The sequence below is a fragment of the Ponticaulis sp. genome, assembly GCF_029210165.1.
GTDB lineage: Bacteria > Pseudomonadota > Alphaproteobacteria > Caulobacterales > Hyphomonadaceae > Ponticaulis.
The window spans coordinates 58,693-75,157 of sequence record NZ_JARGNT010000003.1 but is presented as its reverse complement, the minus strand read 5'-3'; the positions used below and the strand labels follow the sequence as shown (position 1 = coordinate 75,157).

At 56.2% G+C, this 16,465-nt stretch carries 16 protein-coding genes; 13 read left to right on the top strand and 3 right to left on the bottom strand.

Annotated features, from left to right (window positions below; all coding sequences use genetic code 11):
* Nucleotides 1-298 precede the first annotated feature (298 nt).
* The 3 genes from P1U45_RS14965 (at nucleotide 299) to P1U45_RS14955 (ending at nucleotide 3,309) form a co-directional block, all read left to right on the top strand.
* A complete protein-coding gene (locus P1U45_RS14965) occupies nucleotides 299-1,348 on the top strand; it encodes an aspartate-semialdehyde dehydrogenase (protein ID WP_301059793.1) in 1,050 nt (349 codons plus the stop codon).
* 123 nt (nucleotides 1,349-1,471) lie between these two features.
* A complete protein-coding gene (locus tag P1U45_RS14960) occupies nucleotides 1,472-2,605 on the top strand; it encodes a DUF2891 domain-containing protein (protein WP_301059792.1) in 1,134 nt (377 codons plus the stop codon).
* Nucleotides 2,605-3,309, top strand: a complete 705-nt coding sequence (locus P1U45_RS14955; protein WP_301059791.1) for an RluA family pseudouridine synthase — start codon at nucleotides 2,605-2,607, stop codon at nucleotides 3,307-3,309. The genes P1U45_RS14960 and P1U45_RS14955 overlap by 1 nt, the downstream gene beginning before the upstream one ends.
* Nucleotides 3,310-3,344: 35 nt before the next feature.
* On the opposite strand, the gene P1U45_RS14950 is transcribed toward P1U45_RS14955, so the two are convergent.
* Both P1U45_RS14950 and P1U45_RS14945 read right to left on the bottom strand, forming a co-directional pair.
* Nucleotides 3,345-3,527: a hypothetical protein gene (locus P1U45_RS14950; protein ID WP_301059790.1), complete on the bottom strand. Its 183-nt coding sequence runs from the start codon at nucleotides 3,525-3,527 to the stop codon at nucleotides 3,345-3,347.
* Between the two features lie 84 nt (nucleotides 3,528-3,611).
* Complete coding sequence (locus P1U45_RS14945) at nucleotides 3,612-3,791, bottom strand: CsbD family protein (protein ID WP_293608663.1); 180 nt, start codon at nucleotides 3,789-3,791, stop codon at nucleotides 3,612-3,614.
* A gap of 145 nt (nucleotides 3,792-3,936) precedes the next feature.
* Here P1U45_RS14945 and fumC point away from each other — a divergent pair, with 145 nt between their 5' ends.
* Nucleotides 3,937-5,349 (top strand): class II fumarate hydratase, encoded by a 1,413-nt coding sequence (fumC, locus tag P1U45_RS14940; RefSeq protein ID WP_301059789.1) that lies wholly within the window; start codon nucleotides 3,937-3,939, stop codon nucleotides 5,347-5,349.
* Between the two features lie 57 nt (nucleotides 5,350-5,406).
* Here the strand turns inward: fumC and P1U45_RS14935 are convergent, their stop codons facing one another.
* Nucleotides 5,407-5,877 (bottom strand): VOC family protein, encoded by a 471-nt coding sequence (locus tag P1U45_RS14935; protein WP_301059788.1) that lies wholly within the window; start codon nucleotides 5,875-5,877, stop codon nucleotides 5,407-5,409.
* Between the two features lie 361 nt (nucleotides 5,878-6,238).
* Between P1U45_RS14935 and P1U45_RS14930 the strand changes: the two genes are divergently transcribed.
* The 9 genes from P1U45_RS14930 (at nucleotide 6,239) to P1U45_RS14890 (ending at nucleotide 16,424) form a co-directional block, all read left to right on the top strand.
* Entirely contained in the window at nucleotides 6,239-6,649 is a 411-nt protein-coding gene (locus tag P1U45_RS14930) for a hypothetical protein (RefSeq protein WP_301059787.1), read from the top strand.
* A gap of 77 nt (nucleotides 6,650-6,726) precedes the next feature.
* On the top strand, nucleotides 6,727-7,485 hold the full coding sequence (locus tag P1U45_RS14925) for a VTT domain-containing protein (RefSeq protein WP_301059786.1): 759 nt from the start codon (nucleotides 6,727-6,729) through the stop codon (nucleotides 7,483-7,485).
* Between the two features lie 216 nt (nucleotides 7,486-7,701).
* Nucleotides 7,702-9,237, top strand: a complete 1,536-nt coding sequence (locus P1U45_RS14920) for a 2-isopropylmalate synthase (protein WP_301059785.1) — start codon at nucleotides 7,702-7,704, stop codon at nucleotides 9,235-9,237.
* Nucleotides 9,238-9,429: 192 nt separating this feature from the next.
* Entirely contained in the window at nucleotides 9,430-10,470 is a 1,041-nt protein-coding gene (locus P1U45_RS14915; RefSeq protein WP_293608658.1) for a rod shape-determining protein, read from the top strand.
* Between the two features lie 48 nt (nucleotides 10,471-10,518).
* Nucleotides 10,519-11,400, top strand: a complete 882-nt coding sequence (gene mreC / locus P1U45_RS14910) for a rod shape-determining protein MreC (RefSeq protein ID WP_301059784.1) — start codon at nucleotides 10,519-10,521, stop codon at nucleotides 11,398-11,400.
* Nucleotides 11,397-11,921, top strand: a complete 525-nt coding sequence (locus P1U45_RS14905; RefSeq protein WP_301059783.1) for a hypothetical protein — start codon at nucleotides 11,397-11,399, stop codon at nucleotides 11,919-11,921. Before mreC ends, P1U45_RS14905 begins: the two co-directional genes overlap by 4 nt.
* Complete coding sequence (mrdA, locus tag P1U45_RS14900) at nucleotides 11,921-13,846, top strand: penicillin-binding protein 2 (protein ID WP_301059782.1); 1,926 nt, start codon at nucleotides 11,921-11,923, stop codon at nucleotides 13,844-13,846. The genes P1U45_RS14905 and mrdA overlap by 1 nt, the downstream gene beginning before the upstream one ends.
* Nucleotides 13,846-14,991 carry a rod shape-determining protein RodA gene (rodA, locus tag P1U45_RS14895; protein ID WP_293608654.1) on the top strand — a complete coding sequence of 382 codons (1,146 nt, stop codon included), beginning with the start codon at nucleotides 13,846-13,848 and terminating at the stop codon, nucleotides 14,989-14,991. Before mrdA ends, rodA begins: the two co-directional genes overlap by 1 nt.
* Before the next feature lie 107 nt (nucleotides 14,992-15,098).
* On the top strand, nucleotides 15,099-16,424 hold the full coding sequence (locus P1U45_RS14890) for a sodium-dependent transporter (protein ID WP_301059781.1): 1,326 nt from the start codon (nucleotides 15,099-15,101) through the stop codon (nucleotides 16,422-16,424).
* Nucleotides 16,425-16,465 lie beyond the last annotated feature (41 nt).

The window sequence follows — 16,465 nt, the reverse complement described above, 5'->3', positions numbered from 1 at the left end:
TCGCCAGTTTGGCGTCGTAATTGGGCGAAACTATGCCGAATTCCTAAAATGCCGGGATTCTCTGTAAATTTGATCAAAAAATTGGCGGACTACAGGTGGTGGATGATCAATTTTCATCATCTGGTCGTCGGTTTGTTTCCGCTGCGGCAACAGAATTTGTCACACGGCACTGAAATAATCCCGTTTCAGGGAATGGATCGCGCCGGAAGGCCATTTACTTGGATTGTTTTGCTCGCTAGAAGGCGCGACTTGCGCGCGGCAAGCAATTTTGTTGCGCGAAACCTATGGAGACCTATTCATGAGCACCCGCTCTTTCCCTTCCAATCCGAATGTCGGCGTTGTCGGCGCAACTGGTATGGTTGGCGAGATGATGCGCGAAATTCTGGCGGAACGTGATTTTCCGCTTAATGAGCTGCGCCTCTTCGCCTCTGCAAAGTCTGCAGGCAAGGAAATTGAGTGGAAGGACCGAAAGATTATTGTTGAGGATGCGAGCACGGCGGACTTTTCCGGCCTCGACATCGTCTTCTTCTCTGCCGGTGGCTCAACATCGAAAGCACTCGCGCCTAAAGCGGCAGCGGCTGGTGCTGTCGTAATCGACAACTCTTCGGCTTACCGTTCCGATCCGGACGTGCCGCTCGTCGTATCCGAAGTGAACCCTTACGATCTCGATGACCTCAAAAAAGGTATCATCGCGAACCCGAACTGCACGACGATGGCGGCTATGCCTGTGCTGAAACCTCTGCATGATGCAGCCGGCCTGAAGCGTATGGTTGCGAGCACTTATCAGGCTGTGTCCGGTGGCGGCGTTGCCGGCGTTGAAGAGCTGGACGAGCAGATCAAAGCAGGCGCTGAAAACGGCGCTGCGTTTTCTACATCCAATGATGCTTCACACCTGCCAGCTCCGAAAAAATGGGCGGTTCCTATCGGCTTTAACGTTGTTCCTCTGAACTATGTTCTGGGCGAAGATGGCTATACCGAAGAAGAGCTGAAAATGCGCGACGAGAGCCGCAAAATTCTTGGCATTCCGGACCTGCCGGTATCCGGCACTTGCGTTCGCGTGCCTGTCTTCTCCGGCCATGCGCTGTCTCTGAACGTCGAGTTTGAACGCCCGATTTCTGTCGAGCAGGCAACTGAGCTTCTTGGTAAGGCTGAAGGCGTTGTTCTTCATGATGTGCCAAACCCGCTGGAAGCGACCGGACAGGACCCTGTCTTCGTGGGCCGCATCCGTCCGGATCCCACTGTGGCGAACGGCCTCGCGCTCTTCGTGGTTGGTGACAATCTGCGCAAAGGCGCCGCGCTCAACGCTATTCAGGTTGGCGAAGTGCTGCTGAAGCGTTTTCCAGAATAAGCGCTGCGGCGAAATTCAACTCAAAGAAACGGCAGGCGAAAGTCTGCCGTTTTTTATTTGTCCTAGGGCTGTATTTCGCCACCGGTATAGCTATCTTCGCGGCACGTATTTCAGGAGAGTTTCATGACGTTTTACAAAGCCGTTTCCGCTCTGGCCCTCAGTGCTGCGCTGGCTGCCTGTAATGGGTCTTCGTCTGGAACAGGTCAGGGGGAAGCGACCATGGTTGAGCTGCCAGAGGCGCAGACGGTGGAAGAACGGTTTGCCACGCTCGCGCTTGAATGTGTGCACCGCCCGTACCCGAACAAGATTTCCCATGTGATGACGTCTGATGATGACATCGCGACGCCGCGTGAGATGACGCCAGCCTTCTATGGTTGTTTTGACTGGCACTCGGCGGTTCACGGCCACTGGCTGCTGACACGCATTCTGCGTACCCAGCCGGACACGGAATTTGCTGAGCCGATCCGTGAGGCGCTGGCGCAGTCTTTCACCGTGGAGAATATGGCCGGTGAGCTGGATTATTATTCGCATCCGGATCGCGGCGGCTTTGAGCGTCCGTATGGCATCGCCTGGTATTTGCAGCTCGTTTCCGAACTCGAAGAGAGTGAAGATCCGCAGCTGACAGAATGGCGTGAAACGCTACGTCCGCTGGAAGATGCCATCGTCGAGCGCTTTTCTGCATGGCTGCCAAATCTGGCTTATCCGGTGCGTCTCGGCACGCATAACCAGTCTGCCTTCGCGCTCGGTCTGATGCTGGACTATGCCCGTACGGTCGGGAACATAGAGCTTGAAACGCTGATCGTCGAGAAGTCGACCGACTTTTTCGGTGAGGATCGCAACTGCCCGATTGGCTATGAGCCATCCGGCGAGGACTTTCTGTCGCCATGCCTGATGGAAGCCGACCTGATGCGCCGTATCATGCCGCGCGGTCAGTTCGCGGCATGGCTGGGAAGCTTCCTGCCAGAAATTCCGCTCGATGGTGCAGGCGACTGGCTGGAGCCGGGTGTGGTGCTGGATGCGTCTGATGGCAAACTTGTGCATCTGGATGGCGTAAACCTCTCGCGCGCCTGGGCGCTGGAAGGTATTGCCTCTGCGCTCAGCGAGGATGACCCGCGTATCGCGGCGCTTCAGGCTGCGGCTGATATCCACAAAGAGGTCGGCATCGCGTCCGTGTCTGACGAGCATTATTCCGGTAGTCACTGGCTGGCGAGCTTTGCGACCTATCTGACCACGCGCCGCGGTATCGCAGCAGAGTAATGCCTGATCCGTGGAACAATCCGATTGATGATTACGTGCCGCCGGAAAACCAGCGGCCGTTCAAATACAATCCGCCGGATGTGCCACTGGACGTTGTCTATGAAGACGATGCGATCTTAGTAATGAACAAGCCTTACGGGCTGCTCTCGGTGCAGGGCAAACCTCTGCACCATAAGGACTGCCTCGAGTTTCGGGTGAAGGATGTCTATCCGGAGGCGACTGCAGTGCACCGGCTAGACCATTCCACGTCGGGCCTCATTCTTTTTGCGCGGACCGAGGCGCTCAAATCTCTCATCTCGCGCCAGTTTCAGGAACGGACGGTAAAAAAGGTCTATCGGGCGCGCGTCTGGGGCGAGGTCGCCGAAGAAGAGGGCGTGATCGACGTGCCGCTTCGCAAAAACTGGGAAGACAGCCCGCGCCAGATGGTCTGTTATGAGCGGGGTAAACGGGCCGTTACACGCTGGAAGGTTCTGGAACGGGGCAAAGGCGCGACTTTGCTTGAGCTATATCCGGAGACGGGGCGCACGCACCAGCTGCGCCTGCATACGCTGCATGTCGGGCATCCAATACTGGGCGACGAGCTATACGCGCCGGACCCGGCCTATGAGGCGGCACCGCGTTTGCTGCTCCACGCCACCGAACTCTCATTCGAGCATCCGGAGACAGGCGAGACGGTGAGCTTCAGGTCCGAGCCTGATTTTTGATATGAAAAAGCCGGGGCGAACCCCGGCTTTTCATCTTACTTCTTACCAGCAGCGGCTGCGGCGCGCTTGGCGTCCATAGCCTTTTTGTGCTCGGAGGCTTTCGTGAATTCTTCGAACTCGCGTGCCTCCTTAGCTGCGGCAGCTTTTTTGGCTTCAGCCGCGCGGCGGATTTGATCCTGCTCCTCAGGGCTGAGCTTTGGTGGCGTTGGTTTGTTCATACTGGGTCCCTCCGTATCAGTGTTTTTAGTGTGCGCCCTAATCGGCCGGTTGGCCAGAGCAGGGCGGATTAAAGGAGGTAAGTGTTACTTGGTGGCGTCCTTCACGGCATCTTTGACATCACCGCCTACTTTGCGGGCTTTGCCTTCTGCCTGATCAACTTCGCCTTCGGCTTCCAGTTTCTTGTCGTCCGTTGCCTTACCGGCAGCCTCTTTAACTTTGCCTTCGGCTTCCTTGGCTGCGCCTTTCAGATGTTCTTTGTCCATTGTGTCTGTCCTTTCTTTCTACACAGAACCAACAAGGCGGAGCGCGGGAAGTTCCGTAACTTCGACGTTTTTCCACTGGCCAGCCCCATCAGGCCGCGCTAAGCAGCGCGCACGAATTCATCCACAGGCTGAGAGGAGCAAACCTATGGGATTGTTTGGCGGCAAATCAGACAAAATGCGCACAGAGACGGACAGCTTTGGTCCATTGGAAGTTCCGGAAGACAAACTCTTCGGGGCACAGACGGCGCGCTCTCTGATCAACTTTCCTATCGGTGAAGAAAAAATGCCGGCGCCGGTCATCCGCGCCCTTGGCATCATCAAACGCTCAGCAGCGCTCGCGAACAAAAAGCTCGACAATATCGAGCCGGAGATTGCAGACGCTATCGTGAAGGCGGCTTCTGAAGTTGCCGAGAACAAGCTGGACGATCACTTCCCGCTCTCTATCTGGCAGACAGGTTCTGGCACACAGTCCAACATGAACTCTAACGAGGTCATCTCTAACCGTGCGATCCAGATCATGGGCGGTACGGTCGGTTCTAAAGAGCCTGTTCACCCGAACGACCACTGCAACCGTTCACAGTCTTCCAACGACACGTTCCCGACAGCGATGCACATCTCTGCGGCTGAAGAAATTCACCACCGTCTTCTGCCTGCGCTGCAATACATGCGCAACGCGCTGAACGACAAAGCTGAAGCGTTCAAAGACATCATCAAAATCGGTCGTACGCACACGCAGGACGCAACACCTCTGACGCTCGGTCAGGAGTTCTCCGGCTATGTGGCGCAGATGGACCTCGGCATTAAGCGCGTAAAGGAAGGTCTCGAGCACCTCTGGCCGCTCGCACAGGGTGGTACAGCTGTTGGTACAGGCATCAACGCGAAAGTCGGTTTTGCTGAAGCGTTTGCTGAAGAAGTTGCCGCCTACACAGAGCTGCCATTCGTCACAGCGCCGAACAAGTTTGAAGCGCTCGCGGCGCATGACGCGTTCGTTTATGCACACGGCGCGCTGAACACGGTTGCTGCATCTCTCTTCAAGATCGCTAACGACATACGTCTTCTGGGCTCTGGTCCGCGTTCAGGCCTCGGTGAGCTGGCGCTTCCGGAGAACGAGCCTGGCTCTTCCATCATGCCGGGCAAGGTGAACCCGACACAGTGTGAAGCCATGACAATGGTCTGCACGCAGGTGATGGGTAACAACACAACGATGACGGTTGCTGGTTCCCAGGGGCATTTCGAGCTGAACGTCTATAAGCCGGTTATGGCTTACAACATGATCCAGTCTGTTCGCCTGATCTCTGACGCATGTAACTCCTTCACCGACAAATGTGTGGTCGGCATTGAAGCGCGCGAAGACAATATTGCTGATCTGATGAACCGCTCTCTCATGCTGGTGACTGCGCTCAACCCGCACATCGGCTATGACAATGCGACGAAGATTGCGAAGAAGGCTCACAAAGAGGGTACAACTCTCAAGGAAGCTGCGATCGCGCTCGATCTGCTGACATCAGAGCAGTTCGACGAGTGGGTTGTTCCTGCGAACATGATCAAGCCGAGCTAGGATCTGGCTCTATCCATTTAAGAGAAAGGCGGCTCACTGGGCCGCCTTATTTTTGTTTTACTGGTCCTCTGCGAAATCCGGACCATTGCCTGTATTTGCGGGGCGCTGGGTATAGGTGAGGCGAATGCCTCCGCCATCCGGGTCGCGCCATTCTGCAAACATCTGATGCGGATTTGAGGTTTTCTCAGCCGAGACGTCATAGCCGAGCTTCGCCATACGGTCGCGCGCGGCCCGCCATTCTGCCAGATCCCACATGCCAATCTCAAGCATATGCTCGCGGCTCTCTATGTCGGGATGGTCAGCATACTCATTCAGACAGAGCGACAGGCTTGGCAGGCGGGTATGGTTGAGGAAGGTCTGGCGGCGTCCGTCGCGTCGGGTCGTGCCGACAACGGCAAACCCAATGCCTTCGCAATAAAAGCGTTTGGTGGCTTCAGTGTCGGTGATGGCGGTGTGAAGTGTGGCGACGAATTCATCACGGTCGCGTTGTAGCCCCTGACTTTCATTCCCGAACCAGACCCTGACCATGTACCCCTCCGAATCGCAGACTTTTCGTTTCAGCTAACAGAACACCAGAAGCGGGCCGATGGTTCAAATTTTCTCGGTGGGCGTCGCGTTCAGGCTGCGACGCTATGGCCATTTTTAGCGGCTTGTGATGCCTCAACTTTAAGACCATAATTTCTTTATGGTTTTAGGAGGGCTAGATCATGCCAAACGTTACCGTAGACCCGCTTGCGATTGCTGCACTCGTCGGATTTGCCTCGCTGATCATCGTATCTCTGGGCGTTGTGGTCGTTTTCTGGAAGCTGTCCAAACAGTCTTAGAGTTCTCATTCTTGTAAGATGACAGACGCGCCGCCGCGCGTTAGCGTCGCCGCATGAAAATGAGAATGTCAGTTCCGCTGGCTGCCTTTGGCATGCTGGCCATGAGCGTCGTCGCAGGGTGCGCGACAACTGTTGATCCGTGCTCGACAGCGGGGATTGATCGCCGCGTATCGTCAACGCTGAGCGACTTTGCCAGAGAGAACCGGGCAGACCTTAATGAGGTTAAACGGGCTGTTGCTTACTTTGATGGTGAGACGGTGCTGGGCACGATGCGCATCGCGCAGGCTGTGAGCGCGCTGCGCCGCGTTGCGTCCGGCTTTGATGACGATGTCGTTCCGGAACTGCAGGCCATATCCCAGCAATGCGGGACGGCAGGGAATATGCGCGAAATCTTCGTCGATTTTCTGCGCGATGAAGGCTTCAACAGCCGCGTGCTTGAATGGGTTGAAGATTTCCGCTTTGATTTCGAAGCCTGATCGCATCTACGCAGATGTGACTGCGCGGATGCAATTGACCGGTTGACCAAGATCGGGGGAAGGCGCAAAGGGCGCAAATGAATCCCGTTATCAAGTTTCTGAACCGAATGGATAAATCCGCCTGGCGTGCGGTGATCGTGACAGCTTTGCTGCTCGCGGGCGTTCTCGGTTTGCTGATTGTTGGGAAAACCTATTTCTTCTCCGGGTCTGAACGCGGTCTGTTGGGGGATCTGCAATCCTTCCTGATGGAGCACAGAACCAATCCGATCATGTTCTTCGTGGTTGTCGCGATCTATTGCGCGCTCTCTTTTCTGGGCGCGCCGCAATTTGGTCTGATCGGGATGACGGTTCTGGCTTTCGGCACGGTGATGGGCTTTGCTTATTCATGGCTGGCGACGCTTTGTTCTGCGAGCATGGCGTTCTGGATTGGCCGGTCTTTCGGCATGAAACTGGTCCAGCGCTATGGCGGTGATTCTATCCTGCGCCTGTCCCGCTTTATGGGGCGCAATGTGTTCATTGCCAGCATGATCGTTCGTAACGTTCCGACCGCGCCGGCAATTGTTGTGAACATGGCGTTCGGCGCGACCGAAGCCCGCTATAGCTGGTTCCTCGCGGGCGCAGCCATCGGCATTATTCCGAAAACGCTGCTGATCGCGTTGTTCGGGCAGGCGGTGGCGCAAAGCCTGACTGGTAACCCGATCTTTGCCATCGCTTCCGTTGCGGCAGGGGCATTGCTCTGGATACCGCTTATGCTGTTCGCACGATCTAATCTTGCGCAGGAACGCGCACCAGCTTCCTCTGAAAACACCTCTGAAGAGGCAGAAAATACTCCGTAAGTTCGAATTGAGGGAAAATACGGGTTTCAGTGCCTATTTTTCTTGACTTATCGGGCAATTATTTGCGTTATGGGCAACATGAATACGGTTCTTGAACTTCTTCTCCTGCTCGAGGGGCTTACAAGCCCCTGTCCGCGTCTGAACTAGGACCCGGTATGGGTCCGCGCGGTCAGGGGGTGTCGTTTCGATGCAACTTCAGAACCAGCGTGAACCTAAATGACAAACGAACCACATATCCGAATTTTTGACACCACAATGCGCGACGGTGAGCAGTCACCCGGCGCCAGCATGACCTTGCGCGAAAAGCTCGATCTGGCCGAACTCATGTGCGAGATGGGCGTGGACGTGATCGAAGCCGGCTTCCCGGCAGCCTCTGCGGGCGACTTTGATTGCGTTCGTCAGATTGCCCAGCAATCACAGAGCGACACCATCATTTGCGGTCTGTCCCGCTCGACGCCAGGCGATATTGATCGCTGCGCCGAAGCAGTAAAGCACGCTGCAAACCCGCGTATCCACACGTTCATCGCGACCAGCCCGCTCCACATGGAGCATAAGCTGAAAATGGGTGAGAACGCGGTTCTTGAAGCCATTGGCCGGTCTGTTGCGCAGGCGCGTAATCTGGTTGGTGATGTGGAATGGAGCGCAGAAGACGCGACCCGTTCCGACTTCGACTTCCTGTGCCGCGCAGTAGACGTTGCTATTCAGGCGGGCGCGACAACCATCAACCTGCCGGACACAGTCGGCTATGCACACCCTGAAGAGTATGGCGCGTTGTTCCGCCGTATCATCGAAGCTGTGCCTGACTCCGACAAAGTAATCTGGTCCACACACTGCCATAACGACCTTGGTCTGGCTGTCGCGAACTCGCTGGCTGGCGTCACGAATGGTGCGCGTCAGGTCGAGTGTGCGATCAACGGTCTGGGCGAGCGTGCGGGCAATGCTGCGCTGGAAGAAATTGTCATGGCGCTGAAAGTCCGCCGCGACACGCTTCAGGCGACGACTCGTGTTGATACGACCAAGCTGTCCCGCGCATCGAAAATGGTGAGCCAGATCACAGGCTTCCCTGTTCAGTACAACAAAGCCATTGTCGGTAAGAATGCGTTCGCGCACGAAAGCGGCATCCACCAGGATGGCATGCTGAAGAATGCGCAGACCTATGAGATCATGAACCCGGCGGATGTCGGCGTCGCTGAAACTTCTCTGGTCATGGGTAAGCACTCTGGCCGTCATGCCTTCCGCGATAAGCTGGCAATCTTGGGTTATGATCTGGCTGACGATGCGCTGAACGATGCGTTCAAGCGCTTCAAGGATCTCGCCGACCGCAAGAAGCATGTATTCGACGACGATATTATGGCGCTGGTTGATGACCAGCTGTCAGCTGAAGGTGAACGTATCGTCTTCAAGCGCCTGCGTGTGGTTGCTGGTTCTGAGGGGCCGCAAACAGCCGAGATCGATCTCGAAATCGCGGGCGAGCACAAATGGACGACTGCGCGTGGCAATGGTCCGGTTGATGCGGTCTTCAATGCGATCCGTGAAGTCATCCCTCATGAGGCCGTTCTGGAACTCTATCAGGTGAGCGCGGTCACGCAGGGCACAGATGCTCAGGCAGAGGTCAGCGTTCGTCTTTCTGAGGATGGAATTGTCGCAACGGGCCGCTCATTTGATCCGGACACGTTGTGTGCCAGTGCAAAAGCCTATCTGCATGCGCTGAACAAGCTTGAAGCGCGTCGTCAGAAGCGCATGGCCGCCTGATCCATCCTAAAGCCTTAAAAGCGCCGTAATTACTGAAAAATATGCAGGCGGAACGATGTGTTCCGTCTGTGGTAATTTTATGCAGAAACACCCCCTTGCTTTACAAATTGTAAACCGGCACAAGCAAAGAAGGGGAAGTGTTGTGAATGAAGCGCAGGGTTAGTGATTCTCTGCAGAATGCGGCGGTAAAATATGCTTGGTAGTCTTCTTGGCCTCTTGTCGACGGATATGGCCATCGACCTTGGTACGGCGAACACTCTTGTTTACGTAAAAAATCAGGGCGTGGTTATCGATGAGCCTTCGGTTGTGGCTTATCGGAAAGAGGGTAACCGGAAGATCCCTTACGCGGTTGGTGCGCAGGCGAAAGCAATGCTCGGTAAGACGCCGATTGCGATGGAAGCCATCCGCCCGATGAAAGATGGTGTGATCGCCGACTTCGAAGTTGCCGAAGAAATGATCAAGGCCTTCATCCGTAAGGTTCACAACCGCCGCGCTTTCGTTTCCCCGCTGATTATTATCTGTGTTCCGACGGGTGCTACACCGGTTGAACGCCGTGCAATTCACCAGTCCGCGCTTCAGGCAGGCGCCCGCCATGTTGAGATGATCGAAGAGCCGATGGCCGCCGCAATCGGTGCCGGTCTTCCGATTGATGAGCCGTCAGGTTCCATGGTTGTTGATATCGGTGGTGGTACCACTGAGGTCGCCGTTCTCTCTCTTGGCGGTATTGTTTACTCTCGTTCTGTCCGCGTCGGTGGTGACCGTATGGACGAGGCGATCGTGAACTTCCTGCGCCGTCATGAGAACATGCTGATCGGTGAGATGTCTGCCGAGCGTATCAAAAAAGAAATCGGTACGGCTAAAGCGCCTGACGATTCCATGGGCATGTCTCTGGAAATCAAAGGCCGCGACCTGATGAACGGCGTGCCTAAGGAAGCTGAAATCACAGAAGCGATGGTTGCGGATGCTCTGAGCGAGCCTGTGCAGTCGATCATCGACGCTGTGAAAACAGCGCTTGAAGCTATGCCACCGGAACTGGCTGCCGATATCGTTGATAAAGGTATCGTGCTGACCGGTGGTGGCGCGCTTCTGCGTAACCTTGATGTTGTGATCCGCGAGCGTACACAGCTTCCGGTCACGATTGCTGATGATCCGCTGAAGTGTGTTGTTCTGGGTTCTGGTAAAGTTCTCGAGAACTACTCAGCGATGCGCGGCGTCCTGTCTCCTGACGTCTGATCTGAAATCACCGGCCTGATGAGGGGCCAGACCAGAAGGGTTTAAAGCATGGCAACGCTAGGGCGTGACCGTAAGGCGAAACGCCAGGTCGTCAGGACCTTCGTTGTTGTTGCGATCGTTGTTGCTCTGGCGCTGGTCCTGTTTCAGACCGCGCCAAGCATTCGCGGGGCAAGCCAGCCCTTGCGCGCGGGAATGGATGATATCGTCGTCCAGTCTGCCTCATCGACCCGTCCGGGCTCTTTGTTTGACTTCAATAATGATGAAGAGCTTCAGGCTGAAATCGAACGCCTGCAGGTCGAGAACCGCCAGCTTGCGATCTGGCGCGATGCTGCGACATCCATGACGGAACGTTTGCAGCGTTATGAAGAGCTTCTGAACCTTGCCAGCGAGCCTCTGCCACAGGGTATTTCAGCGCGCGTCGTGACTGAAACCGATGGTCCGTTCGCTGAAACGCGACTTGCCAATGCCGGCGCTTTGCATGGTGTGCAACTCGGGCATGTCGCGGTGAATACGCAGGGCGTGATTGGCCGCGTTATTCGTGTCGGGAACAGATCGTCCCGTATCCTTCTTGTGACTGACTTTAACAGCCGCGTACCTGTCATGGGTGAGATTAGCGGCGTGCGCGCTATTCTTGCGGGTGGCTCGGGTTCTGAATTCGGGCAACTGATCGACCGGCCTGAGCAAGCGCCATTCGTTCAGGGCGAGAGCATTGTGACATCCGGTGAAGGTAATGCCTTCCCGCGTGGGCTTCGTATTGCCCGTGCTGTTCTTTCTGGCGAAGAATGGGTGGCGCAGCTGTCACTCTCCGAAGCGCCGGTTGATTTTGTGCGTCTCTTGCCAGCGCAAACCATTCCGACACCAGAAGAAGACCCGCTGCCGGAACCGGTTGAGGCCGAGCCTGAAGCAAGCGCCGAGATGGGGCAGAGATGAGCGGATTTGCCAACAAGCCGTCTGCATGGGGACGTACAGGAAGTACGGCCCGTCTCATTATCGGAGCCATTTTTGTTCTTTTTGTCGGCTATATCGGTGTCGTTTTTATCGCGCCGACCGGGCTTGATGTATTCTGGCCATATGCGCCGCTCTGGGCCGCCGTTGGCTGGGGCGCGAGCCGTCTTTCTTTCCGTCCTGCTGGGGCTCTGGTGCTTCTCGGACTGATCATGGATCTGGTGACGGATGCGCCAGTTGGCTGCTGGTCTTCAATTTTGCTGGTCGCTTTTCTGACAGCATCGATATTCCGCCAGCAGGCGCTCACAGACAAAACCGGCGTCATCCGCTTTTTCGGTGATGTTTCGGGCTTTGTACTGAGTTTTATGTTCGCCCGCTGGCTGATGGGCTCCTATCTTGGGGGCGTGGAGACTCGTGAGATTATTGGCGGGTTCCTCTCAGCAGCACTACTTTATTACCCTCTGAGACCATTATTCAGACTGACCACAGATGAGCGGGTGGACTGATGGGCCGTAAACGCGAAGTCAAGGAACTCGATACAACACGTCGCCTGTTTATTGCTGGCGCGGCCGGTGGCCTTGTGTCCAGCGTGCTCGTTGGTCGGCTTGTCAATCTGCAACTTCTCAATCAGGAAGAATTCGAGGCGCGCGCGCTGGTCAATCAGATCAGCCTTGTGCCGGGCGTTCCGCGTCGGGGGCTGATTTTCGACCGTTTTGGCGAACCGCTGGCTACGCATCGGACGAGTTGGAACGTGTATGCTGCTCGTGAGGACCTTCCTGATCTTGAAGAAACGCTCGCGCGGATCGCTGAAGTCGTTGATCTCTCGCCGGAGCGTCAGGAACGTCTTGTACAGAATTTCCGCCGTGAGCAGTCCTTCATTCCGGTTTCGATCCTGACCGACCTGACCTATGAGCAGTTCACGCGCCTCAGCGTGATGCGACCGCAATTGCCTGGCGTGACGATTGAAGCGTCTCACGCGCGGTCTTATCCGCGTGGACGGGATTTTGCGCACGTGGTCGGTTATGTCGCGCGCGCAAACCAGTCTGAAATCGACGCCGCTCTTGAAGGCCTCGACCCTGAAATAGACCGTCAGCGTATTTCGCGTATTCAGGGCGTGCTGAAGCACCCGAATATGCGGGTGGGGCGTCTTGGCGTTGAGAAGGAAATGGATGACTGGCTTGGCGGTACGCCCGGCAATCACCGCTATGTCCGCAACGCGCAAGGCCGCACCATCCGCCGCCTCGATGATGATGAGAACGCGCCTAAGCCAGGCAAGGATGTGCACCTGACAATTGACGCCGACCTGCAAAGAGAGGCGATCCGTCTGTTCGGCGACCAATCGGGCGCTGCGGTTCTGATGGATGTGAACTCGGGTGATATCCTGACACTCGCATCCAACCCGACCTATGATCCGAACGACTTTGTGAACGGCATTTCCAGCGTGGATTACAATGCGCTGCGCGAGAATGAGCGCGCGCCGCTCTATCACAAGGCTTATGACGGTGTGTATCCGCCAGGCTCGACCTTCAAAATGATTGTCGGTGCGGCGGCGCTGCGCGCAGGGCTGACCGATTCAAGCGAGCGGGTGTATTGCCCCGGGCATTATGACTTTGGCGGTCGCCGCTTCCACTGCTGGGAACGCCGGGGCCATGGCAGCGTCAATCTGAAGGGTGCTATCCAGAGGTCCTGCGACGTCTATTTCTACGAGATTGCACGTCGCCTTGGCCCGGAGCGTATTGCTGCTGAAGCGCGGACATTCGGTCTCGGCATCAGCTATGAGCTTGGCATGACAGGTGGCGCGTCGGGTGTTGTCCCGAACGACGACTGGAAGCGCCGTCGCTTTAACGAGCCATGGTATGACGGTGAAACACTGAACTATGGCATCGGGCAGGGCTATCTGACCGTCTCGCCGCTTCAGCTCGCAGTGATGACGGCGCGGCTTGCACGAACAGATGGCGTAGCGGTTATGCCGCGCATGGTTGGCGTAGGCGATGCGGTGCCGCAGAATCCTCAATTCGGCGCAATGCCGGACGCAGCCATCATGCAGCAGCTGCGCGAGGGCATGTTCGCTGTGACATCCGAAACGGGCGGTACGGCGCTGCGTGCTGGTGACATCAACTTTAACGGCTATCGGATGGCGGGTAAGACAGGCACAGCGCAGGTGCGTGTGATTTCTGCCGCCGAGCGTGTGACGGGCGTGATTGATAACGCGGACCTCCCACGTCGTTTGCGTGACCACGGCCTGTTTGTTGGCTTCGCGCCTTATGACAATCCGAAATACGCGGTGGCCGTCGTTGTCGAGCATGGTGGCGGCTCAAGCTCTGCCTATCCGATTGCGCGCGATCTTATGCATGAGGCATTCGTGCGCGATTCAGGCCGAGCCGCGTCTTACCAGATTGCGTCGAACGCAACAGACACTGAGGCGATCTGATGCCAACATCATTTGCACAGACCAATGATGATTTCGTCTCACGGGTATTCCGACTGCCGTGGATCATGATCCTGATCATGCTGGGGCTGGGTATTTTCGGTGTCGCGGTCCTTTATTCGTCCACGATCACCAACCCGATTGAAGCGGGCCTTCCAGCCAAACACGCCGTGCGTCTGGGCATCGCGTTCGTCTTTCTGTTTGCGCTCGCCATGACGCCGCTCGGCTTCTGGTCAGCAGTGTCTTACACCGGGTATCTGGGGGCATTATTGCTTCTTGTCGGGGTAGAGTTCTTCGGCGCGATGGGCGGCGGGGCGCAGCGCTGGCTGGATATCGGTCCGATCCGCGTGCAGCCATCAGAGTTTATGAAGCTCGCCTTATTGCTGGCATTGGCGCGGTTTTATCATCAGGTGCGTGCGTCTGGTGAGGTGAAGTTCTTCCACCATATTTTTGCGCTTCTTATGATCGCCGCGCCGGTTATGCTGGTCTTTCGTCAGCCTGACCTCGGTACGTCGCTCATGCTGGCGGCAACCGGTTTTGCGGTCATGTTTTTTGCCGGCATGCGCTATTGGATCATCATCGCCGGTCTTGTGGCTGTCGTGCTCAGTGCGCCGCTCGCTTACTTCTATGTTCTGAAGGACTATCAGCGCGAACGGGTTCTGACTGCCATCGATCCAAGCCGTGATCCTCTGGGCGCAGGCTATCAGATTCAGCAGGCTGAAATTGCGATCGGTTCTGGCGGCGCGGAAGGGCGCGGCTATATGCAGGGCACGCAGAGCCAGCTCGACTATATTCCGGAGCAACATACCGACTTTATCTTCACGGTGATCGCCGAGGAATTCGGCTTTGTCGGGTCTGTTGGCCTGATCGGGGCATGGATCGCACTCTTCGCCCTCGGGCTGATGGTTGCCGGTCGAAGTCGTTCGCATTTCGGATATCTGGCCTCCAGCGGCGCAGTGGTCACAATTGCGTTTTATGTGTTTGTGAACATCGCTATGGTGAGTGGCATGCTGCCCGTTGTGGGGGTGCCTTTGCCGCTGATCTCTTACGGCGGAACAGCGATGTTGACCGTTATGGCCGCCTTCGCGGTAATTTGTGCTACCAATCTCGACAGAGACAAGCATCTTTCGATCAGCGGTTTCTTCTGATCGGGCAAGATCGTCTAACGCCAATTGACCTTTTCACGAAGCGCTGCAAGTTATGCGGTGGGATGACGCAGGGCTGACCTCTGCGTCCACGAGTGCGGAGTAGCAGTATGGCGGGTCCGGTAGTCGCCGGTAAGTCGGATCATTGGGGATCTCGATTCGGTTTTATCATGGCAGCGGTTGGTTCCTCGGTTGGTCTGGGGAATATGTGGCGGTTTCCGTACATCGCAGGTGAGATGGGCGGCTCTGCGTTCATTCTCGTGTATCTGGGATGTATTCTTTTGTTCGGCCTGCCGGTTCTGATGGCGGAATACGCGCTTGGCCGTTACGGCCAGCGATCTTCCATCGCCAGCATCCGTAAGATCGTGACCGAAGAGAAAAAGCCGATTGCCTGGGTCGGTATGGGCTGGCTCGGCGCGATCGCGTCTCTTCTGCTCTTCTCTTTCTATATCGTCATTTCAGCCTGGGTGTTCGACTTTATCCCGCAGGCTTTCATGGGCGATTTCTCAGGCTTTGACGCGGCTGCATCGGGGGCAAACTTTGATGACACGACCGGCAATAAGCTTGAAATCTTCGCATATATGGCAGGCTTCCTCGCGCTGAACGTGATTATCGTGGCACGTGGCGTCCATGGCGGTATCGAGAAGGCGGCTGAGATCCTAATGCCCGCCTTTTTTATTATGCTTCTGGGCATGGTCGCGTTCGCGGTCTTCACCGGTGATGCGGCAGCGACAGTACAGTTCCTGCTGACACCTGACTTCAGCAAGATGGGCTTTGAGACGTTTATGGCGGCCGTTGGTCAGGCCTTTTTCTCTCTGAGTGTCGGTAGCTGTGTGATGTTCACCTATGGTGCGTATCTGACGCGAGACACCAATATTCCGAAGAACGCAGGCCTCGTTGCGAGCGCGGACACATTCGTCGCGCTGATCGCGGGCTTCGCTATCTTCCCAATCGTCTTTGCGTTCGGTCTCAACCCTGCTGAGGGTCCTGGCCTGTTCTTCGTAACTATGCCGGTCGCGTTCGGTCAGTTGCCGGGCGTTGTAGGCGGTGTGTTCTTCACGCTGGCACTCTTTGCGGCCTTCACGTCTTCGATTTCGCTGCTCGAGACCGGCGTATCATGGCTGGAAGATCAGAAGTCTATTGGTCGTCTGAAAGGCGCAATCGGCCTTGGCGTGATCATGCTGGTCCTCGGTGCAGGCTATATCTGGGCGCCAGAGTTCATTGACCATGCAAGCTTCCTCTCCGGCGATGTGATGCTTCCGCTGGGTGGCGTTCTCATCGGTATCTTTGCAGGCTGGGTCGTGCCGAAGCGTATTCTGGCGTCCGAGCTGGGCGAAGGCGTGCATCTGGAGATCGTTCTGGTGCTTCTGCGCTTCGTTGTGCCGGTCGCGATTTCAGTGATACTCGTGATGGGCCTGATCAACAAATTCGGTTGATACACACGAGATATGAAAAAAGAAAAGGGAGGCTCGGGCCT